Here is a 20,606-nt window from a genome sequence, read left to right on the forward strand (position 1 = left end):
TTGGTCGACAAGCACCCCGACCTTGGCCTGATCATGTCGCCAACCACCGTTGGTATCCAAGCGTCCGCAAAAGCCATGCAGGACGAAGGCTTGTGCGACAAAGTCAAAGTCTCAGGCCTTGGTCTGCCGTCGGAAATGGTCAGCTACACGATGAACGGTTGCGCGCCAGAATTCGCGCTGTGGGACTTCCGCGACCTAGGGTATCTGACCTATTTCACCGCCTATGGCCTCGCGACGGGTCAGCTGAAGGGTGAAATCGGCGAAACCTTCACCGCTGGTCGGATGGGTGATTACGCGATTGAGGCCGATCCGGGCCGTGAAGGCGCCAAGCGCATCCTGATGGGGCCATTCACCGTCTACAACAAAGACAACGTCGAAGCCGCTGCAAAGTAAGGCTTTTTCGCGCGGTCGGGATCATTCCGGCCGCGCTCCTCTCGACGGATTGACCTATGACCTTAGCCCCCACGCTTGCCCTGCGCGGAGTCTCGAAAAACTTCGGGATGACAGCCGCCTTGACCGACATGACGCTGGATCTGTTTCCTGGCGAAGTGCACGCCATTGTCGGCGAAAATGGTGCGGGCAAATCCACCATGATCAAGATCATGACCGGGATTCACCAACCCTCGTCTGGCGTTCTGGAGGTTGATGGCGTGCCCGTTGTGCTGAACGGCTCGAAAGCCGCCCGTCTGCGCGGGATTGCGGCGATTTACCAGGAACCGATGGTGTTTCCCGATCTGGATGTCACCGAAAACATCTTTATTTCAGCCACTTCCGGCCTGTTCCTCAACCGACCCGCCATGCGCCGCGCCGCGAAAGAGTTAATCACCCGCATCGGCATGACGCTGGATGTGGACCGCATCGCCTCTGGCCTTTCGCTCGCCGAGCAGCAGGCCGTCGAAATTGCCCGCGCGCTTTCCCAAGACGTCCGCGTACTGATCATGGACGAACCCACCGCCAGCCTGTCCGCGCATGAGGCAACCGAACTCCGCCGCATCGCCCGCGCCTTGGCGGATGACGGCGTCTCGGTGGTCTATATCTCGCACCGTCTGGAAGAGGTGTTTCAGCTCGCCAACCGGGTTTCGGTGATCCGCGATGGCAAGCATATTTCCACCAAATTGATCACCGACACCGATCCGCAAACCCTGATCGCCGAGATGGTCGGTCGTGAAGTGGGCAACTATTTCACCAAGATGCCCTCCACCGCCACCTCGGAAACTCTGCTGTCCGTGCAGGGCCTTAGCGTTGATGGGGTGTTTGAAAATATCTCTTTCGACATCAAAGGCGGTGAAATTCTCGCGATGGCCGGCCTGATCGGCGCGCGCCGCACCGATGTGGCTTTGGCGCTGTTCGGTATGCTGAAAACCAGTGCGGGTAGCGTGACTTACAAGGGCCAGCCCCTGAAAGTGACCTCGTCGCGCCAAGCGATTGACGCTGGCATCGCCTATGTCTCGGAAGACCGCCGCAAACTGGGCCTTGCGATGGCGCTGCCGATCCGCTGGAATATCAGCCTTGCGACCTTGCAGAAATATCTCACGCCCCTGGGCCTGATCAACACCCATGCCGAAATCGCAACCGCTTGGGATTACAAGAAAAAGTTGAACATCCGCACGCCGAACACTGATATAGCAGTCGGCAACCTGTCAGGCGGCAATCAGCAAAAGGTCATGCTGGCGAAATGGCTCAACATGGCGCCCGACCTGCTGATCGTCGATGAACCCACCCGCGGCATCGACGTCGGCGCCAAGGCCGAGGTGCACGCCCTGATCCGCGCTTTCACCGCAGCAGGCGGCACCGCTTTGGTGATCTCGTCAGATCTGCCCGAAGTTCTGGCGCTAGGCGACCGTATTCTGGTGATGCGCGAAGGCCGCCAGATGGCGATTCTTGACCACGCCGATGCCAGCCAAGAATCCATCATGGCGCTTGCCACCGGACAAAAGGACGCCGCCTGATGTCCCTGCTTTCCCGCCTCTCCCCCGCCGCTTTACGCATCCTCGCCCTGCTGGCCGTGCTTGCCATCGTCATCCTGTTCTTCGCCTCCCAGATCGAAGGCTACCTGAACGGCCGCCTGTTCAACCGGATTTCCTCGTCAGTCGCGATCATGGCGCTGATCGCCACCGGGCAAACTTTGGTGATCCTGACCCGCAATATTGATTTGTCGGTAGGCTCTATCGTCGGCTTTTCCGCCTTCGCCACGGGCTCGATCATCACCAACCACCCTGACCTCAACCCCTTGCTTTTGCTGCTCTACTCCGCCCTCGTCGGCACCAGTTTTGGCATCGTCAACGGCCTGCTTGTGGCCTACGCCCGCGTGCCCTCGATCATCGTCACCCTCGCCACCATGGCGCTGTTCCGCTCCTTCCTTGTCGAATATTCCAACGCCAAATCCATCACGTCCGACAGCCTGCCCACTTGGCTGACCGATTTCCCCAACCTGCCGGTGTTCTCGATCGGCACGCTGGAATTCCGCGCGGGCTTTACCGCCAGCCTTGTTGTGGTGATCCTCGTCCACCTCTGCCTCACCCGCCTGCGCCCCGCCCGGGCCTTGTTCGCAGTCGGCTCCAACCCCGAGGCCGCCGACATGGCAGGCATCGACGCCAAGCGCGTGGTGTTCGCAGCTTTCGCCCTCTCGGGCCTGATGGCAGGCCTTGCAGGCTTCATGTTCCTCGCCCGCTTCGGCAACATCACCGTCGTCGCGGGGCTGGGGTTCGAGCTGAAATCCGTCGCCTCGGCCGTGGTTGGCGGCGTCAATATCTTCGGCGGTTCCGGCTCGGTGATCGGTGCCTTTCTCGGCGCGATCCTCGTGGACCTGCTCGAAACCAGCCTTGTCCGCTGGGCCGTCGTCTCCGAATTCTGGCGCGAGGCTGTGCTCGGCGCACTGATCCTGCTCGCCGTCGCCACCGATACCATCCTGTCGCGCCGCCTTACCAAACTGCGCGCTAAAAAATCGAAGGAGGCCGCGAAATGAGCCGTCTGTTCAGCTGGGAAGGCTTCCTGTTCGCCTGCCTCGTGGTGATCTTCACCTTCAACGCCATCGCAGCGCCAGATTTTCTGGGAGTCTCCAACCAGATCAACCTGTTCCAACTGTCGATTGAAAAGATCATCCTCGCCCTCGTGATGACCTTCGTGATCATCAATGCCGAAATTGACCTCTCTGTCGGCTCGATGATGGGCCTTTCCGCCTGCACCTTCGGCTACCTCCACCAGATGGGCCTCCCCGCCCCCCTCGTGATCCTGATCTGCCTCTGCATCGGCATCGCCGGCGGTCTGTTCAACGGCTGGTTCACCGCCCGGCTTGGCCTGCCCAGCCTCGTCGTCACTCTCGCCACGCTGATCGGCTTTCGCGGCCTCGCTCGCGTCATGCTGGAAGATCGCGGTATCGGCGGCTTCCCCGATTGGTTCGCAGCCCTCGGACAAAAGGGCCTCATTGGCCCCGTCCCCTTCGCACTGATCGCCTTTGTGGTGCTGTTCGTCTTGCTCTACATCTTGCTCGAACGCTCAGGCTTTGGCCGCAAAACCTATGTGATTGGCTCGAACCGCGACGTCGCCGACTTTGCAGGCATCGACACCGCCCGCCACAAGATCATCATCTTCACCATGTCGGGCCTCGCCGCCGCCTTCGCGGGCCTACTATACGCCGCGCGCGTCGGCGCGGTGCGCGGCGATGTGGCTTCCGGCTTTGAACTCGACGTCATCACCATCGTCCTCTTGGGCGGCGTCAGCATTTTCGGCGGCAAAGGCAGCCTCGTCGGCACCCTGCTGTCGATCCTGATCGTGCTGAACCTGCGCAACGGCATGGCGCTACTCAGCATCACCGGCCATATCCAAACCGGCGTGATTGGCCTATTGCTCATCGCATCCGTGGTGATCCCGCGCATCAAACTCCCTATCCCTAGGTCCTCCAAGCCCGAGGCGACAGCATGACCGATCCGATCCGCATCGAATTCGAAACCCCGATCCAGCGCGAGTCCGTCGCTGAAATGGTGGTCCGCCGTATTCTCGACATGGTGAAATCGGGGGTTCTGAAGGCGGGCGATGCCCTGCCGCCCGAACGCGATCTAGCGCTGTCGCTAGATGTCTCGCGCCCCTCGGTGCGCGAAGCAATGCGCGGGCTGGCGGTGCTTGGCGTGGTGAAATCCCGCCAAGGTGGCGGCGCTTACATCTCTGATCTCGGCCCCGATGCCCTGCTCGGCCCGATCCAGTTCTACCTCTCGCTCGAACAGATGAACATTCGCGAGCTTTATGACGCCCGATCCCTGATCGAATCCGATGTCGCTCGCCGCGCCGCCGTCAACATCACCGACGCCGATCTGCAACGGCTTGAGGCCGTGCTGGCAGCCCAGCATGATACCATTGGCGACGCGATTGCCTTCCGCAAATCAGATTTCGAATTTCATGAAATCATCTGGATCGGTTCCGGCAATGCCTTCCTGAAACGCATCGGCGAAACCCTGAACGTCATCGGTCTCGAATTCCGCAAACGTGCCTCGGAACGCCCCGGCGTGCTCGATCAATCGCTACACGACCACCGCCGCCTGCTCGATGCCCTGAAAGCCCGTGACCCGGCAGCAGCAGCAGCAGCAGCCGAGGCGCATATGCAGAACGTCTACCAATCCACCGTTGCACAGGAAGATTAACATGGCCAGAATCGGAGTCGTTGGTATCGGCTGGTGGGCCTGTTTCAATCATATCCCCGCCCTGCAAGCCTCGGGCGATGTTGATAAAATCGCGATCTGTGATCTTGATCCTGAACGCCTCACGCAAGTCGGCGATCAATTCGGCATCACTGCCCGCTACAGCGATGTGACCGAAATGATCAAGGCCGAGGCGCTGGATGGTGTGATCATCTCCACGCCCCACGTCGCCCACACCCGCCCCGCCATTGCCGCCCTGCAAGCCGGTGCACATGTGCTGGTCGAAAAGCCGATGGCGACCAATGCCGCCGATGGTCGCGCCATCGCGGCCGCAGGCATTGCAGCCGGTCGTGAGGTGCTGATCTCGACCGGCCTCAACTACACCCGTTTCACCGCGCAAGCCGCCGCATGGGTCGCGCAGGGTCAAATCGGCCAGATCCGCCACGCCGTCTGCCAGATGGGCAGCGCGCTGGATGATCTGATGGCGGGCGAGCCGATGTTAGAAACCGCCAACCACCTGTTCCGCCCCCCGGCCTCGACTTGGTCTGATCCGGCAAAAGCCGGCGGCTATGCTTGGGGCCAGATGAGCCATTCGCTGGCTTGGCTTTGCCATGTCGCCGATGTGAAATTCCAGCAAATCTACTGCCTTGATGGCAAATCCAAAACCGGCGTCGATTATTACGATGCCGCCGTAGGCCGCTGCACCAATGGCGCGACCGTGGCGCTTTCCGGCTCCTCCACCGTGCCAAAACAACGCGGCATGCACACCGATATCCGCCTCTACGGCACCGAAGGCGTGATCTGGTTTGATTGCGAAGCGGGCCGCGCCCGGCTTGAACTGTCGCGGCTCGACGGCAGCAACGAGACCTACGCAATGGCTCCAGGCGAGGCTGACTACGACGGCACCCTTCCCGTGACGCATTTCGCCGCTCTCTGCGCCGGAAAGCCTGTCGGCAACCCCGCAAACGGCGAAAATGGTGCCCGCGTGACCGAAGCCATTGCTGCGATGTATGCCTCCGCCGCCGCAGGCCAAGCCGTGCAGATTGAGGGCTAAGATGAAATTGTCGCTTACGTCATGGTCTTTCCCCGCCTGTAGTTTGCAAGAATGCGCCGCCATCAGCCGCGCTTTGGGCATCAGCGCGCTAGATGTCGGTTTGTTTTACCGCTCAGGTCTTAACAAATCGGAAATTCTCGCTGATCCGAAAGCTGCGGCAGAGCCCCTTCGCAGCCTCGGCGTCACCATTCCAAATTACTACCATCTGCTTGGCGAAGGTCTCAGCGGTCAAAACCTCGCGCTGCCCGACACAATATCCCAAAACATCAAAGACATCGAAGCCGTCCTGACCTTCGCCGACGCTGCCAACATCGGCTCGGTTTTCATCCTTCCCGGCATCATCAACCCCGGCCAGTCCCGCGATCAGGCAGCTGCCCAAGCCGCCGAATCGATCAAAGCCCTGCTGGAGGTCGCCTCGCACCACAAAGCCAAACTCTGCGTTGAGCCGCATGTGCAAAGCTGGGCCGAAAGCCCCGCCCTGACCCAGCGGCTGATCGACCAGACCGGCGTCGGATTGGCGTTGGATTACAGCCACTTCACCTGCCTCGGCTACCGACAGGACGAGATCGACCCGCTCGCCCAACACGCCACCCATGTCCATCTGCGCCAAGCTAAGATGGGCCATTTGCAAGCCAAGTTCGCCCAAGGCACGCTCAATTTTCCCGCCATGTTCGCCACCCTGCGCGACGCGGGCTACAAGGGCCATCTGTCGCTGGAAGCCGTGCATCAGGACTATATGAACACCCTCACCGACGACGTGCTGACGGAAACCATCCTGATGCGCGATTGTTTCCAAAACTGGAAAGGTTAACGATGCCCGGATATGCTTGGATGCTGGAAGTCCGCCCCGGATACGAGGTTGAATACCTCAAACGCCATGACGAAATCTGGCCGGAAATGCTGGAAACTCTGCGCGCCGCCGGTATCCGTAACTACAACATCTTCCGCCACGGCTTGACCCTGTTCGGCTTCTTCGAGACCGATGATCTAGAGGCCACCAAGGCCTATCTGCGCACATCCGAAGTGGATAAACGCTGGGGAGAGTGGATGGCGCCAATCATGAAGATCGAGATCGACCCCACCACCAACTACCCGTATTTGCTGCCGAAACAGTTTTACATGGCATAGCCTTACGCCTTGATCCGCGCGCCTGTCGGATCATAGAGCGCCCCCAGATGCAGCCTAGCCGCCACCCGTTCAGAAGCCACCTCCAGCTCGTAGCTGCCAGAGGTCATGAACGCCTCGTCCACCCCCTCGCGGCGCACATAGCCATAGCCAATCGGCTTGTTGATCGTGTGGCCGAACCCACCCGAAGACAGCCAACCCACCCGCTCGCCATTGCGGTAGATCGTTTCCCGACCAAGCAAAATTACCGAGGGATCATCCACCGTAAACGCCGCCAGCCGCTTCTTCACGCCGCCAGAAAGCTGCGCTGCCAGCGCTGCCCGGCCCAGAAAATCCACCCCCGATTTCATCTTGCAGGCCCATGTCAGACCCGCCTCCACTGGCGTATGATCCGGCCCGATATCCGCGCCCCAAGCCCGATAACCCTTCTCCAGCCGCAACGTCTCAATCGCGCGATACCCCGCGTTCACCACGCCGCCCCCCTCCATCAGAGCCTCATACACCGTCACCGCTACATCGGTCGGCATATGCAATTCCCAACCGAGCTCGCCGACATAGGTCACCCGAAGCGCCAAAACCGAGCAGCCCGCCACTGAAATCCGCCGCGCCGTACCGAACTTGAACCCCTCATTCGACAAATCATCTGGGCAAACCAGCGCCAGAACGTTGCGCGCCTCCGGCCCCATCAGCGACAACACCGCCGAGCCTGAGGTCACATCAACCAACTGACAATTTCCAGTCACGTTCCGCGATATCCAGTCGAAATCATGCGTCGCAAAGCCCGTCCCGGTGACGATGTAAAACTCATCCCAAGCCGTGCGCGCCACGGTCAGGTCCGCCTCAATGCCCCCCCGCGCGTTCAGCATCTGCGTGTAGGTCAAGCTGCCCACCGCCCGATCCACATTCCCCGCTGCGATATAATTCAACGCCTTGGCGGCATCCGGCCCTTTCAGCACAAACTTCGCGAACGACGATTGATCAATCAGCACAGCCCCTTCCCGACAGGCCAAATGCTCCCGCCGCACCTGATCCCACCAGCCGGGGCGCTGGTATGAGTAGACATCGACCGCCTTTTCCCCAACTGACAGATCAGCGAACCAGTTCGGCCGCTCCCACCCCAGTTTTTCACCAAAACACGCACCCGCCGCCTGCAAATGCCCATACAAAGCCGAGCGCCGAGTCGGCCGCGCGGACTGCATTTCCTCAGACGGCCAAGCAATGGTGTAGTGTTTACCATAAGCCTCCAGCGTCCGCGTCCGCACCCAATCGGTCGATTGATGCACCTTTCCAAAGCGTCGAATATCCACCGGCCACAGATCATACGGCGCCTCGCCCTTCGCAACCCATTCCGCCAAAGCCATGCCCGCGCCACCGCCCGAGGCGATGCCAAACGCGTTAAACCCCGCCCCCACATAGAAATTCCGCAACTCCGGCGCTTCGCCCAAGATGAAATTCCCATCCGGCGTGAAGCTTTCCGGCCCATTCAAAAGTTGCTTAACGCCCGCCGTCGCCAGCGCAGGCACCCGCGCAATCGCATCCTCCATGAACTGGCTGTAGTGATCGAAATCCGAGGTCAGCAAATCGAAATGAAAGCCTTCGGGGATGCCTTTGACCGCCCAGGGCTTCGGGTTTGGCTCGTAGCCGCCCCAGACCAGACCGCCAACATCTTCCTTCCAATAGGTCAGTCGATCCGGGTCACGCAAGGTCGGCAGGCCCGGCGTAACCCCTTCAATACGCTCGGTAATCATATACTGGTGCTCGACCGAAACGAGCGGCACGTTGACGCCCACCGATCCCGCCAGCACCCGCGTCCACTGCCCCGCGCAGCAGATCACCTTCTCGCATTCGATCACCCCGAACGGCGTTTCCACCCCGCGAATGCGACCATCTTCCACGATCACTCGCGTCACCGGGGTGTCCTCAAAAATCTTTACCCCCGCCATTCGCGCGCCTTTGGCGAGGCTTTGGGTGATGTCCGAAGGGTTTGCTTGCCCGTCAGTCGGCAGATAAGCCGCCCCTATCAGATCATCAATCGTCATTAACGGCCACAAATCCTGCGCCTCTTGCGGCGTCAGTAGGTGCATCTCAAGTCCGAAAGACTTCGCCGTCGTCGCCTGCCGTTTTACCTCGGTCCAGCGCGCCTCGTTACAAGCCAACCGCAGCCCGCCGTTCATCTTCCAGCCGGTCTGCAAGCCTGTTTCCGCTTCCAGACGTTTGTACAATTCTACCGAATACCCCAGCAATTGCGTGATGTTAGCCGAGGTTCGGAGTTGCCCTACCAAGCCTGCTGCGTGAAACGTCGTGCCCGAGGTCAGCTTTTTCCGCTCCAGCAAAACCGTGTCGGTCCAGCCCAATTTCCCCATGTGATAGGCGGTCGAACAGCCAATAATCCCGCCGCCAATGATGACAGCGCGCGCGGTCGTGGGTAGGTCAACCATGTTATCCTCAGGTGTTTTCAAAGGCGGCAAAGGCCGCCCGATAGGTGGAAAGATTTTGCGACGTATAAGCCGCATAGTCGAAATCAATCTCGGAATAGATCTCTGATACCATGCTCCACAGCGTCTCGCGCAGTGCTGCTGCCGCCTTCATAGCCTTGTATTTGCGCCATAAATCGTCATCTGGCACCCGATCAAAATAGGCTCCCAACATCCGCGCCTCTTGTGCCTCAGTCAGCCCGTTGTTTGCCGCCAACCCGCCCAGATCAAACAGCGGCGAGTTGAACCCGGCGTAATCCCAGTCGATCAACCACATCCGATTGCCGTCATGCAGAAAATTCGCCGGAAGCAGGTCGTTATGGCCAAACACCAGATCAATCTGGCCCACAGCCGCCTCTAACCGCGCCGCCTGCCCCAGCAGTTCCGGTAGCGCCGAGGCATATCCCGACCCCGCATCCCGCAGCGTCCCGGCATAATCGCGCAGCACATGAAACACCCAGAACACCAGCGTCGGGCCACGCAAATATTGCGGAATATCGCGATGCGCCCGCGCCACCAGATCCAGCGCCTGATCCAACACTGCATCATCGGCGAAATCCGCAGGCGTCATCGTGCGGCCCTGAATATGACCGATCACCAAGGCCCCCGGCTGATGGTAAATCACCGGCGGCGACACCCCGGCCGCATGGGCCGCGCGGCTGGCTGACAATTCATTGAACCGCAAGATCTGGTGCAGCGGAATGTCATCGCCAATCCGCACCACCACGCGTTGTGCATCATCTTCTGCAACAAAATTCACATTGGTGATGCCACCGCCCAAAGGCTCCACCCGCACAGCACCCTGCCAGATCGGCAGATTTTGCACCCTTTCCAGCGGAGTCATCGCCCCTCCTAGCGTTTGCCGTAGAACAACCCTACCACATGCTCGGCCTCTGCAAAGAATAACCAGCGCGCGGCCAAAGCCCCGATCAGATGGCAAACTGCGGCCAGCGTAAAAGCCCAAACCTCACCCGAAACCGCCAGCACAACCGCTGGAATCACGGCAGCGGTGGCCAGCGCAATTGCCCGCAGCTTTTGCGCATGTTTGCGCCCGACCACGAAAATCATCTCGCGCAACAGGTAATTCCCCGCCGTATGCGCCTGTTCAAACACCGTCACCTCACCGATCCGGTCAAGCCCCGTTGCCGTGCCCAAAGTCTGCGCCTTGCGCGCAAACTGGCCGTCACCAACCTGCCAGATCGCCAGCAACACCACGACCAAGGCCGCCAGCAATACCGCAGCAAAACTCTGCCCCGCCAGAACCGCGCCCCCCGCCAGTGCAAAGGTTAAAAACATCACCGGCGTTAACCAATGATGCCAGCGCGGCACCGCTTTGATCTGGGTGTAAATCATCGAGGTGGTGAACACCGTGGCCAGCGCCAAAGCACCTCCCAGCCAGCCGAACGGGCGCGGCAGGCCCAAGCCCAACCAATCTGACAGCGCCATCGGCGCCAGCAAAACCAGTGCCGCAATCGACGTCCACGCCTCGCGCGACAGCCAGCTTGTCCGCCATTGCGAGAATGCCAGCAATGCCCTTTGCGGGTTGCCCAAGTGGAAGGTCGAGGCCAAAAGACCAATCACCGCAAGGCCATAGCCAAGGCCCCACCACAGAAAGGCCAGCATCCCGGACGGATGCGCAAAGCCAAAGCCGAGGTAGAACAGCAGGCCAAACCCCGCCCCCGATAGCACCGAAAACAGTATGACCGAAGGTGCCGGATGCATCAGATCTTCCCCAGAACGCGGTCAAGCCATCCGGCAAAACCGCTGGCCTTGATGTCCAACAACGGCGCCAGAACGCTGGCATCCTGTCGCACATCTTTCTTCCGCGGCGGCAGATAGCGGTTAACCGGTTTTGTCCCCAGATCGGGCATCAGCGCATAGCCGCCGCGTTCCGCACTCAGCCGGCTGACCTTGCTATCGGGGTCGGCAAAATCCCCAAAATGCCGCGCTCCCGTCGGGCAACCGCGCACGCAGGCCGGTTCGCGGTCTTCTTCTGGCAGATTTTCGTTGTAAATCCGGTCCACACACAGCGTGCATTTCTTCATCACCCCCGCCGCCGCATCCATTTCCCGCGCACCGTAAGGGCAGGCCCAAGCGCAAAGACCGCAACCGATACAGGCATCCTCGTTTACCAATACGATACCATCTTCGCTGCGCTTATAGCTGGCCCCAGTTGGGCAAACCGTGACGCAGGGCGCATCCTCGCAATGCAAGCAGGATCGCGGGAAGTTGATAGTTTGTGCAGCACCCTCAATAGGTTGTACAGCATAACTGTGAACGCGGTTTAAGAACACCCCAGAAGGCTCTGCGCCATAAGGATTTTGATCCGACAAGGGCATGCCATATCCCTGATCATTCCATCCCTTGCATGCCGTCACGCAAGCCTGACAACCAACGCAGGTGTCCAGATCAATCGCCAGACCCAGCCGCTTTTCGGTCGATACTGGTAAACAGGTCATGCCCGATCCTTCCCTTGCGGTACCACGCGCGGGATCGGCGCGAAACTTGGTTCAGACTGTGTCTTTGCCCCCACCCGCTCAATCCGCACCCGCAGATCAAACCACGCCGCCTGCCCGGTAATCGGATCAGAATTCGACAGCCGCGCTCCGTCGCCCTTGTCGGGCAGCAGTTCCGAAATCAGGGGATTGAGCAAGAACCCCGTTGTCGCCTCGGTCGCGCCATCGTCCAACGCCCAGGCCCCCTTGCGTTTGCCAATCGCATTCCACGTCCAGACTGTGTTCTCGTTCAGCGCCGCCATATGCGCGACGGGAACGGTGATGCCGCCGTTGGGTGAGATCACACGGGCATAGTCGCCCTCGCTAAACCCATGTTCGGCCCAGATTTTCGTCGGCAGATAAAGAAAATTCGTGCCCCTGATCTGCCGCAACCACGCGTTCTGACTGCCCCAGGAATGGTACATATCCATCGGCCGCTGGGTGATCGCGTGGATCGGATAGCCCCAACCGGTCGCCTCCAGATCGCCGAACGGTGGATACCAGATCGGCAGCGGGTCCATCGCCTGTTTCAGCCGCGCTCGCAGATGATCGGGCGGCTGGATCGGCCCCAAGCCTTCGGCTGCCATCTGGAATTTGCGCATCGGCTCTGACCAGATCGAGAACAGATAGGGCTGCGGGGACTCGTAGAACGAGGTTTTCACCGCCCAATCCTGATAGGCCATGTTCCACGGCTTGTAGAATGCACCTTCCTCCGGCACATGCGCTTGATAAAACCCGCCATTTTCGATGTAGCGCGCCAGCTGATCGGGGTTGGCATCGCCGCGCCCTTCCAATGTGCCATCGCCGCGAAAGCCGATCAACGGCCCCACACCGGGGCGACGGATATGGTTCACGATGTAGTCGGCATAATCCTTATACTTCGGCGTCCCATCCGCATTCACCATCGGCGCAAGCCCCAGACGCGCGCCAAGATCCAGCAGCACCGACTGGAACGGCCGCACATCGCGATCAGGCTCCACCACCGGCCAGCGGATGCTGTCACCCGCCGCATCCGGTTCGGAAATCGGCCGATCCAGCAGGCTGATACAATCGTGCCGTTCAAGATAGGTGGTGTCGGGCAGGATCAGGTCGGCATAGGCCACCATTTCGCTGGCATAGGCGTCGGAATAGATGATCCGGGGGATGACATACTCGCCATCCGGAGCCTTATCTGTCAGCATTTCCATGACCTTGGCGGAATTCATTGACGAATTCCACGCCATATTGGCCATATACAAAAACAGCGTATCAATCCTGTAAGGATCGCCCGCATGGGCGTTCGGGATCAGCATATGCATCAGCCCATGCGCCGAAAACGGGTTCTCCCAGGTAAACGCCTTGTCGATCCGCACCGGTGAGCCGTCTTCCTTAAGTGCCAGATTTTCCGGCCCACGCACATAGCCCAAATGCGGCCCAGACAGCGGCTTACCGGGTGCTGTGACAAAATGCGGCGTCGGATGCGCCTCCATCGGTTTTGGATAGGGCGGCTTCAGACGGTAGCCACCGGGCACCTCGACCGTGCCCAGAACGATCTGCAACAGATGCAACGCGCGGGCGGTTTGAAAGCCGTTGGAATGCGCCGAAATCCCGCGCATCGCGTGGAAAGAAACCGGCCGCCCCGGCATGGCCGCATGGAAATCGCCGCGGAAATCCGTCCAACTTTGGTTGATTTCGATCGCCTGATCAAACGCCACATGCGCCAGTTCTGCGGCCAGTGCCCGGATACGATCCGCCGCAATGCCGCAGCGTGCAGCCACCGCTTCCGGGGCATAGTCATCGGCCAGATACTTCTCGGCCATATGCTGAAATACCGTCCGGTTGCCCTGATAGGTGGCCCCCAAGTCAGGCTGCACGCCCTTGCCATCCCAAGGTGCAGGCGCGCCGGTTCTGCGATCAATCACAAAGGGTTGGCTTTCGGCGTTCTTCGCGATCAGCCCTTTTTCGGGGCCATCCTCCACCACCAGCAACGGCGCATTGGTAAACCGCGCCAGATACTCCAGATCAACCTTGCCCGCCTTCAGCAGACAGTGGATCAGCGACAGGATCAGCAGCCCATCGGTGCCCGGCGTGATGCCCAGCCAATCATCCGCCACCGCATTATAGCCGGTGCGAATGGGGTTCACGCCGATCACCCGCGCACCGCGTTCTTTCAGTTTTCCCAAGCCGATTTTGATCGGATTGCTGTCATGATCTTCCGCCACGCCAAACAGCACGAACAGCTTGGTGCGCTCCCAATCCGGCGCACCGAACTCCCAAAACGCGCCCCCTATGGTGTAAATCCCACCCGCCGCCATGTTGACGCTGCAAAACCCGCCGTGGGCTGCATAATTCGGCGTGCCAAACGCCTGCGCCCACCAGCCGGTAAAGCTTTGCGACTGATCCCGCCCAGTGAAAAACGCCAGCTTCTCAGGTGCTGTTTCGCGCAATGGCTTCATCCACGACACCGCCAGTGCCAAAGCCTCGTCCCAGGAAATCTCTTCAAACGCGCCGGACCCGCGCGGCCCCACCCGCTTCAAAGGTGCCCGCAACCGCGACGGTGCGGTCACCTGCATGATGCCCGACGCGCCCTTGGCACACAGCACGCCCTTGTTGATAGGATGGTCGCGGTTGCCCTCGATATAGCTGACGCGCCCCTCCTTCAGATGCACGTTGATGCCGCAGCGACAGGCGCACATATAGCAGGTGGTCTTGCGGATTTCGTCCGAAACCGGGGGCGAGGTGTCAATCTTCGGCTGAACAGTCATCTTCCCCCCAAACGTCTCCCGTCAATCTGGACGGAAGTTTTTCGCCAAACAAGCCTGATTACGACACGGGGTTGCGACATTCGCCGTAATCTCGGAAAAACTTCCGCCCCACCCTCGCAAACCCGAAAAAACCCACGTCCCCATGCGGTTAGACACCCGCCCGCAGCAGCGCCAAAGCCTGCGCCGCGATAAAGCGTTCTTCCTCGGCCGCCACGATATGCACCGGCACCGCCCCGGCCCAAGCCAGGCCATCGACAATCCGCCCGCGCACCACGGCGTCGTTCTCGCCAATGCCGCCAGTGAAGGCGATACCGTCCAAGCCCCCCATCGCCGCGATCATGCTGCCTGCGTGCCGCACCGCCCAATAGCAGAAATGATCGACCGCAAACGCGGCCTCTGCCGTCCCTGCCGCGTGCAAGGCCCGCATGTCACTATGCCCGCCAAGGCCCAACAAGCCGCTTTCCCGGTTCAAAATCCGCCCCGCGCCCGCGATGCCATGCAGTTCTGCCAAACGCAGCACGGCATTGCCATCAATGCCACCGGTGCGCGTGCCCATCGTGATGCCATCCAGCGGCGAATAGCCCATCGTCGTCGCCACCGACACGCCCGCCTTGATCGCACACAGCGACGCGCCATTGCCCAGATGCAGCGCCAGCAACCGCTCGGGCAGCATGCCCCGCTCCGCCAAATGCTGCACCAAACTGCCATAACTGATGCCATGAAAGCCATAGCGCCGCAGCCCGCGCATCCGTTCCGCCACCGGCAAAGCATAGCTGACCGCCACCTCGGGATTGGTGCTGTGAAACGCCGTGTCAAAGCTGACAAACTGCGGCAGATCGGGGGCCAAGGCCTGCAAAGCCCGGATCGCCGTCAGATTGCCCGGATTATGCAACGGGGCCAGCGGCATGCAAGCCTCAATGCCTTCGATCACCGCAGCCGTCACCCGCGCGGGCTGCACCAAAGCCTCGCCGCCATGCACCACCCGATGCGCCGCCGCCGTCAGATCCGCCAGCGCCACTCCCTGCGCCGCCATCGCCTCAAACGCCAGCGCCAAAGCCGCGCGATGATCCGCCGCTGCACAATCGCGATCCACCGCGCCAAGACGCAAGCACCCCGCCCCGCCAATCTCGGTGACAGATCCCGCCAGAACCGCGCGCAACCCTGCATCAAACACCGCCAGCTTGATCGAGGATGACCCGGCATTGACCACCAGCAACATTTTACAGCACCGATTTCAACAGGCCCAGCACCGACAACAGCGCCAGCAACCCTATGGCAAACTTGCGAAAATCCTGTGGATCGGTGTTCAGAAAATGCCGTGATCCCAGCCAATTTCCCAAGAACACCATCGGCAGCGCCATCAGGCTGGCCCACAACGTATCCCAGCTGACCAGACCACTGTAGAAATACAGCGGCGCGGCATAGATATCCAGCAGCGGGAAATATGCCACCAAAGTGGCCCGGAAGACATTCGCAGGCATGGTCTGCGCCGCAAAGAACGCCACCACCGGCAGGCCGCCCATCCCCGGCGCATTGGCAAGACCCGAGGCCAAACCGGCCCAGAAGTTGCCCTGCCCACGCACCTCGCGCCCCAGCTTCCAGCCCGCCAGCAGCACCAGACACATGATCAGCACATAGCCCGAGATCACCGCCCGCGCCGCATCCTCGGAAATCGAGGTCAGCGCCCACAGCCCCAGCGGCATGCCAATCGCCGCCCCGGCCATCAGCAGCCACACTCTGCGCCAGTCGATATAGGCGCCAATGCCGCGCCATGCCTGCACCGACATCAGCGCCTCGCACAGCACCACCACCGCCACCGCATGCAGCGGATTGGTCACCAGCCCCGCCGCCGAGATCACAAGCGCCGAAAACCCAAAGCCCGAATACCCCCGCACAAAGGCGGAAAGCAGGATCGCGACGGCCATGAAGGCCGCCGCGCCAAAACCCAGATCAAACGGTAGCGTCATACCTGCTGCGGCCGCATATCAGCCGCAGAAATCCCCGCCACCGCCACTGGTTTTTTCATCGCATCGCGGCGGAACGGCTCGCCCAACTCCTGATTGATCATCGCCTCGATCAGCGTGGTCTTGCCCGCCGCCTGATCAAGGATCGCCTGCCGCAACGCCGCCGTCAGTTCGTCCATCGTCCGCGCCACAACGCCCTGCAGCCCGCAAGCCTTTGCAATCCCGGCATAAGACACCTGCGTGTCCAACTCGGTGCCAACGAAGTTATCATCATACCACAGCGTCGAGTTGCGCTTTTCCGCGCCCCACTGGTAATTGCGGAACACCACCTGGGTGATCGCAGGCCATTCCCCCCGGCCAATCGCGGTCAATTCCGTCACCGCGATGCCAAACGCACCGTCGCCCGAAAACCCCACCACCGGCACATCCGGGCAGCCGATTTTCGCGCCCACCACGGCAGGCAGACCGTAACCGCAGGGTCCAAACAGACCGGGTGCGAGATATTTCCGCCCCGACTCAAACGTCGGATAGGCATTGCCAATCGCGCAGTTGTTACCGATGTCAGAAGAAATAATCGCCTCTTTCGGCAGCGCCGCCTGTATAGCCCGCCATGCCATCCGGGGGCTCATCCACTCCGGCTTAGCCGCCCGTGCCCGCTGGTTCCATGTGGTGCCCGCGTCATCGTCTTCGTGATCCATCGAGGACAAAGCCTGCGCCCATGCCGATTTGGTCTGTGCGATCTTGGCTTTACGTTCGCTGCGCGCATGGTCACCAGCGGTAGAGGCCAACCGCGCCAAAACCGCCTCGGCGACCTTCTTGGAGTCGCCGACAATGCCAACAGTCACCTTCTTCGTTAACCCGATCCGATCAGGGTTAATATCGACTTGGATGATTTTGGCCTCTTTAGGCCAATAGTCCAGCGCGTATCCGGGAAGCGTTGAAAACGGGTTCAATCGGGTACCCAGACAGAATACCACATCCGCCTGAGAAATCAACTCCATTGCCGCCTTGCTGCCATTGTAGCCCAAAGGCCCGGCAAACAGCGGGTGCGAACCGGGAAACGCATCGTTGTGCTGATAGCCCACACAAACCGGCGCATCCAACCGCTCGGCCAAAGCCATGCTCGCAGGAATGGCCCCGCCTAGCACCACGCCCGCCCCGTTCAAGATCACCGGAAACTTCGCAGATGACAGCAACTCCGCCGCCGCCGCAATCGCCGCCTCGCCGCCCGAAGGCCGCTCAAACTCCACAATCGCCGGCAGATCAATGTCGATCACCTGCGTCCAGTAATCGCGCGGCATGTTGATCTGCGCCGGGGCCGAGGCCCGCTTGGCATTGATGATCACCCGGTTCAGCACCTCGGCGACCCGGCTTGGGTCACGCACTTCTTCCTGATAGGCCACCATATCGGCGAACAATGCCATCTGCTCCACCTCTTGGAACCCGCCCATGCCGATGGTCTTGTTCGCCGCCTGCGGCGTGACCAACAACAGCGGCGTATGGTTCCAATAGGCCGTCTTCACCGCCGTCACAAAGTTGGTGATCCCCGGCCCGTTCTGCGCGATCATCATAGACATCTTGCCGGTGGCCCGCGTGTAGCCATCCGCCATCATCCCGCCCGAGCCTTCATGCGCGCAGTCCCAGAAGCTAATCCCCGCACGCGGAAACAGATCGGAAATCGGCATGAATGCCGAGCCGATGATGCCAAAAGCATGTTCAATGCCATGCATTTGCAGCACTTTGACGAAGGCTTCTTCCGTGGTCATCCGCATGGGGTTATCCTTAAGGCCGAGAAATGGTTGCGCCATTTCTATCCTGCACCGGGAAAGCCCATAGGGCCAGAGCCCATCGCGCCATAAGTCCAGAGCCCTCGACCCCGCTCTAACCCAGAGAGCCCTTACCCAATGCGAAGGCGACCGCGATGAACCGCAGCCGCCCTCTATGCCAGTGTCTTAACCGCACGACACATATCGCAGCGCCCCTGGTGCCGCATCCGGGCCGTATTCACGTCGGATCAGAACTGCTCCGCCGTCCTGAACATCCAGCGTCTGTTGCAACTGCCATATCTGGCCCTCACCGGTGAAATCGAACGTGCCTTCCAGCCGAGTGGCGGACGCACTTTTCACCTCAACCAACGTTCCACGCGACTCGTAAAACTTCAGCGTGGTCGCATCAATCGTCAGCAGACCTTTGGCAATTGACGGATCTGCTGTACATTCATTTGCGGCAAGGCCCCAGCGCCCCTGTATCGCCGCAGGGATTGCCACACCACCGTCCGATCCTGTGTCGGGGGCTTCGGGCATGCAAGCGGCCAGCGCGACAGGCAAAATCAGCAAAGCAAAACGGTTCATATCAGCCTCCTTCAGTTCAAGAGGCAACGATCCCGGCTTGCTTATGGTTCCCTTTTATCCAAATCCCTACCCCAGCCCTCTTATATCGTCAGGCCCCCCTGATCGCCCGCCCAATCCGCGCAATTCCCTCGGGGATTTTCGCCGGAGAGATCGAGGAATACCCCAACCGATAGAAATTCCGCGGCGCCTGTGCGGGATCAAAAAACGCCCGCCCCGGCTCGATCAACACGCCTTCCGCCCGCAGCCCCTCTGCCAACACTTCGGTATCCACTCCGGCAGGTGCCCGCATCCAGAAACTCGATCCGCCAAAACCACCCTGCCCCGCCACCGCCAAGCCATTGTCGCGAATGGCTTCCTCCATCACCTGCCGCCTGCGGCGATACGCGTTCCGCATCCGATTGATCAGCGCATCGTAATGCCCAAGGCTTAGAAAATACGCCACCGTGCGCTGAATATGCCCCGGCGGATGCCGCAGCATCATCAACCGCAGCGCCCGCGCCTCGCGGATAAAGCTCGCCGGTCCCACCAGATAGCCGAGCCGCATCCCCGGGAACACCGACTTGGAAAACGACCCCGCATAAATCACCCGCCCCTCGCTGTCCAAAGACTTCAGCGCGGGCGAGACGGGTTTCAGGAAAGACATCTCGAACTCGTAATCATCCTCCACAATCACGAAATCCTCCCGCGACGCCGCCTCCAACAATGCCAGCCGCCGCTCAAGTGGCATCGTCGCATTGGTCGGGCATTGATGCGAGGCGGTGGTGAACACCACATCCACGCCCTTCGGCAACCGATCCGGCGGTAGCCCATCGGCATCGACGTCGACCGAAATCACTTCGGTCCCCGAAGGCTCCAACACCCCGCGCAGGCCGGAATATCCCGGATTCTCCACCACCGCCCGCCGCCCCGGCCCGAGCAAGGTCGCCACCGTGATCCACAGCGCATTCTGCGCGCCCAAGGTCAGCAACACCTCATCCTCGCGCGCCGCAATCCCCCGGCGCGGCAGGATCGAACGCAGCAAATGCTCGATCAACAACGGATCATCGCGGTCATACATGTCAGAGGTCAGCGCCGCAAAATCCTTCCGCCCCAAGGCCCGCAAAGCACACAAGCGCCAGTTCTGATGATCAAACAAACTGGCATCCGCCTGCCCGTAGATGAACGGAAACTGATAATTTTCCCAATCCAGCGGCCGCTTTACCGTCGCAAGCCCGGAAAACCGCCGACCCGTCAGCCGCGCGAAATCCACGCCCTCGGCCCTTGGCGCGCGCGCCTGCAACTCCGGCGCGCGCGGCGCGTTTTCCGAGATGAAATACCCCGACCGCCCCCGCGCCATCAGATAGTCCGCACTGACCAGTTCTGCATAAGATAAGGTCACCGTGATCCGGGAAATCCCCAGATGCTCCGCCAGCCCCCGCGACGACGGCATCTTCTGCCCGGCGCGAAACCGCCCCGAAAGCACGCCTTCCGTTACCATCTGCCGGATACGTTGCTGCAAGGTGCCGCGCGCAGCAGGCGGCAGCACGAAGGCTTCGGCAGGGATCGACATTCTGGCCTCATGGCGGTGGATGACTGGACTTATAGGCCTGCGCCAAGCTGGCAAAGTCAAGTGATCTGGACCAGCCGGGGAAGCCTCCGGCGGGAGTATTTCAAAAAGAGCAACTACAAGGGAATTGCTCTTTTCCAAATACTCAATTCTTGCCGTCAACACTCGAACGATCAAAAGAAAAGCCCCGCACCAATCATGGCACGGGGTCAATCAGAAAGC

At 60.6% G+C, this 20,606-nt stretch carries 18 protein-coding genes; 8 read left to right on the forward strand and 10 right to left on the reverse strand.

Annotation, left to right across the window (positions count from 1 at the left end; all coding sequences use genetic code 11):
- The 8 genes from U1A24_RS20625 to U1A24_RS20660 all read left to right on the forward strand — a co-directional run.
- On the forward strand, positions 1 to 393 hold a 393-nt coding region (locus U1A24_RS20625), incomplete at its 5' end, for a substrate-binding domain-containing protein (RefSeq protein ID WP_416173512.1).
- Between the two features lie 56 nt (positions 394 to 449).
- Positions 450 to 1,949 (forward strand): sugar ABC transporter ATP-binding protein, encoded by a 1,500-nt coding sequence (locus tag U1A24_RS20630; protein ID WP_322323866.1) that lies wholly within the window; start codon positions 450 to 452, stop codon positions 1,947 to 1,949.
- Positions 1,949 to 2,965, forward strand: coding sequence for an ABC transporter permease (locus tag U1A24_RS20635; RefSeq protein ID WP_322323867.1), 1,017 nt, complete (start codon positions 1,949 to 1,951; stop codon positions 2,963 to 2,965). Before U1A24_RS20630 ends, U1A24_RS20635 begins: the two co-directional genes overlap by 1 nt.
- Entirely contained in the window at positions 2,962 to 3,921 is a 960-nt protein-coding gene (locus U1A24_RS20640; RefSeq protein WP_322323868.1) for an ABC transporter permease, read from the forward strand. The genes U1A24_RS20635 and U1A24_RS20640 overlap by 4 nt, the downstream gene beginning before the upstream one ends.
- Positions 3,918 to 4,634, forward strand: a complete 717-nt coding sequence (locus tag U1A24_RS20645; RefSeq protein WP_322323869.1) for a FadR/GntR family transcriptional regulator — start codon at positions 3,918 to 3,920, stop codon at positions 4,632 to 4,634. Before U1A24_RS20640 ends, U1A24_RS20645 begins: the two co-directional genes overlap by 4 nt.
- Position 4,635: 1 nt before the next feature.
- The gene (locus U1A24_RS20650) at positions 4,636 to 5,685 is read left to right on the forward strand and encodes a Gfo/Idh/MocA family oxidoreductase (RefSeq protein ID WP_322323870.1); all 1,050 of its coding nucleotides are present in this window, start codon (positions 4,636 to 4,638) and stop codon (positions 5,683 to 5,685) included.
- Position 5,686: 1 nt separating this feature from the next.
- Complete coding sequence (locus tag U1A24_RS20655) at positions 5,687 to 6,496, forward strand: sugar phosphate isomerase/epimerase (RefSeq protein WP_322323871.1); 810 nt, start codon at positions 5,687 to 5,689, stop codon at positions 6,494 to 6,496.
- Positions 6,497 to 6,498: 2 nt separating this feature from the next.
- The gene (locus U1A24_RS20660; protein ID WP_322323872.1) at positions 6,499 to 6,813 is read left to right on the forward strand and encodes an L-rhamnose mutarotase; all 315 of its coding nucleotides are present in this window, start codon (positions 6,499 to 6,501) and stop codon (positions 6,811 to 6,813) included.
- Positions 6,814 to 6,815: 2 nt separating this feature from the next.
- Here the strand turns inward: U1A24_RS20660 and U1A24_RS20665 are convergent, their stop codons facing one another.
- The 10 genes from U1A24_RS20665 to U1A24_RS20710 form a co-directional block, all read right to left on the reverse strand.
- Positions 6,816 to 9,248, reverse strand: coding sequence for an FAD-dependent oxidoreductase (locus tag U1A24_RS20665; RefSeq protein ID WP_322323873.1), 2,433 nt, complete (start codon positions 9,246 to 9,248; stop codon positions 6,816 to 6,818).
- 7 nt (positions 9,249 to 9,255) lie between these two features.
- On the reverse strand, positions 9,256 to 10,128 hold the full coding sequence (locus tag U1A24_RS20670; protein ID WP_322323874.1) for a choline kinase family protein: 873 nt from the start codon (positions 10,126 to 10,128) through the stop codon (positions 9,256 to 9,258).
- Positions 10,129 to 10,136: 8 nt separating this feature from the next.
- Positions 10,137 to 11,006, reverse strand: a complete 870-nt coding sequence (locus U1A24_RS20675) for a dimethyl sulfoxide reductase anchor subunit family protein (RefSeq protein WP_322323875.1) — start codon at positions 11,004 to 11,006, stop codon at positions 10,137 to 10,139.
- The gene (locus tag U1A24_RS20680; protein ID WP_322323876.1) at positions 11,006 to 11,743 is read right to left on the reverse strand and encodes a 4Fe-4S dicluster domain-containing protein; all 738 of its coding nucleotides are present in this window, start codon (positions 11,741 to 11,743) and stop codon (positions 11,006 to 11,008) included. The genes U1A24_RS20675 and U1A24_RS20680 overlap by 1 nt, the downstream gene beginning before the upstream one ends.
- A complete protein-coding gene (locus U1A24_RS20685) occupies positions 11,740 to 14,523 on the reverse strand; it encodes a molybdopterin-dependent oxidoreductase (RefSeq protein WP_322323877.1) in 2,784 nt (927 codons plus the stop codon). Before U1A24_RS20685 ends, U1A24_RS20680 begins: the two co-directional genes overlap by 4 nt.
- A gap of 148 nt (positions 14,524 to 14,671) precedes the next feature.
- Positions 14,672 to 15,742: an acetate kinase gene (locus U1A24_RS20690; protein ID WP_322323878.1), complete on the reverse strand. Its 1,071-nt coding sequence runs from the start codon at positions 15,740 to 15,742 to the stop codon at positions 14,672 to 14,674.
- A 1-nt stretch (position 15,743) separates the two neighbouring features.
- Complete coding sequence (locus U1A24_RS20695; protein ID WP_322323879.1) at positions 15,744 to 16,490, reverse strand: sulfite exporter TauE/SafE family protein; 747 nt, start codon at positions 16,488 to 16,490, stop codon at positions 15,744 to 15,746.
- Positions 16,487 to 18,259, reverse strand: a complete 1,773-nt coding sequence (gene xsc, locus U1A24_RS20700; RefSeq protein ID WP_322323880.1) for a sulfoacetaldehyde acetyltransferase — start codon at positions 18,257 to 18,259, stop codon at positions 16,487 to 16,489. The genes U1A24_RS20695 and xsc overlap by 4 nt, the downstream gene beginning before the upstream one ends.
- Positions 18,260 to 18,439: 180 nt before the next feature.
- A complete protein-coding gene (locus U1A24_RS20705; RefSeq protein WP_322323881.1) occupies positions 18,440 to 18,838 on the reverse strand; it encodes a hypothetical protein in 399 nt (132 codons plus the stop codon).
- Between the two features lie 88 nt (positions 18,839 to 18,926).
- Positions 18,927 to 20,387: a PLP-dependent aminotransferase family protein gene (locus U1A24_RS20710; protein ID WP_322323882.1), complete on the reverse strand. Its 1,461-nt coding sequence runs from the start codon at positions 20,385 to 20,387 to the stop codon at positions 18,927 to 18,929.
- Between the last annotated feature and the right edge of the window lie 219 nt (positions 20,388 to 20,606).

This window comes from Cypionkella sp. (assembly GCF_034376685.1).
Lineage (GTDB): Bacteria > Pseudomonadota > Alphaproteobacteria > Rhodobacterales > Rhodobacteraceae > Cypionkella.

Coding starts and splice junctions, on each gene's coding strand:
- U1A24_RS20630 (WP_322323866.1), top strand. CDS start 450: ATGACCTTAGCCCCCACGCTTGCCCTGCGCGGAGTCTCGAAAAACTTC.
- U1A24_RS20635 (WP_322323867.1), top strand. CDS start 1,949: ATGTCCCTGCTTTCCCGCCTCTCCCCCGCCGCTTTACGCATCCTCGCC.
- U1A24_RS20640 (WP_322323868.1), top strand. CDS start 2,962: ATGAGCCGTCTGTTCAGCTGGGAAGGCTTCCTGTTCGCCTGCCTCGTG.
- U1A24_RS20645 (WP_322323869.1), top strand. CDS start 3,918: ATGACCGATCCGATCCGCATCGAATTCGAAACCCCGATCCAGCGCGAG.
- U1A24_RS20650 (WP_322323870.1), top strand. CDS start 4,636: ATGGCCAGAATCGGAGTCGTTGGTATCGGCTGGTGGGCCTGTTTCAAT.
- U1A24_RS20655 (WP_322323871.1), top strand. CDS start 5,687: ATGAAATTGTCGCTTACGTCATGGTCTTTCCCCGCCTGTAGTTTGCAA.
- U1A24_RS20660 (WP_322323872.1), top strand. CDS start 6,499: ATGCCCGGATATGCTTGGATGCTGGAAGTCCGCCCCGGATACGAGGTT.
- U1A24_RS20665 (WP_322323873.1), bottom strand. CDS start 9,248: ATGGTTGACCTACCCACGACCGCGCGCGCTGTCATCATTGGCGGCGGG.
- U1A24_RS20670 (WP_322323874.1), bottom strand. CDS start 10,128: ATGACTCCGCTGGAAAGGGTGCAAAATCTGCCGATCTGGCAGGGTGCT.
- U1A24_RS20675 (WP_322323875.1), bottom strand. CDS start 11,006: ATGCATCCGGCACCTTCGGTCATACTGTTTTCGGTGCTATCGGGGGCG.
- U1A24_RS20680 (WP_322323876.1), bottom strand. CDS start 11,743: ATGACCTGTTTACCAGTATCGACCGAAAAGCGGCTGGGTCTGGCGATT.
- U1A24_RS20685 (WP_322323877.1), bottom strand. CDS start 14,523: ATGACTGTTCAGCCGAAGATTGACACCTCGCCCCCGGTTTCGGACGAA.
- U1A24_RS20690 (WP_322323878.1), bottom strand. CDS start 15,742: ATGTTGCTGGTGGTCAATGCCGGGTCATCCTCGATCAAGCTGGCGGTG.
- U1A24_RS20695 (WP_322323879.1), bottom strand. CDS start 16,490: ATGACGCTACCGTTTGATCTGGGTTTTGGCGCGGCGGCCTTCATGGCC.
- xsc (WP_322323880.1), bottom strand. CDS start 18,259: ATGCGGATGACCACGGAAGAAGCCTTCGTCAAAGTGCTGCAAATGCAT.
- U1A24_RS20705 (WP_322323881.1), bottom strand. CDS start 18,838: ATGAACCGTTTTGCTTTGCTGATTTTGCCTGTCGCGCTGGCCGCTTGC.
- U1A24_RS20710 (WP_322323882.1), bottom strand. CDS start 20,387: ATGTCGATCCCTGCCGAAGCCTTCGTGCTGCCGCCTGCTGCGCGCGGC.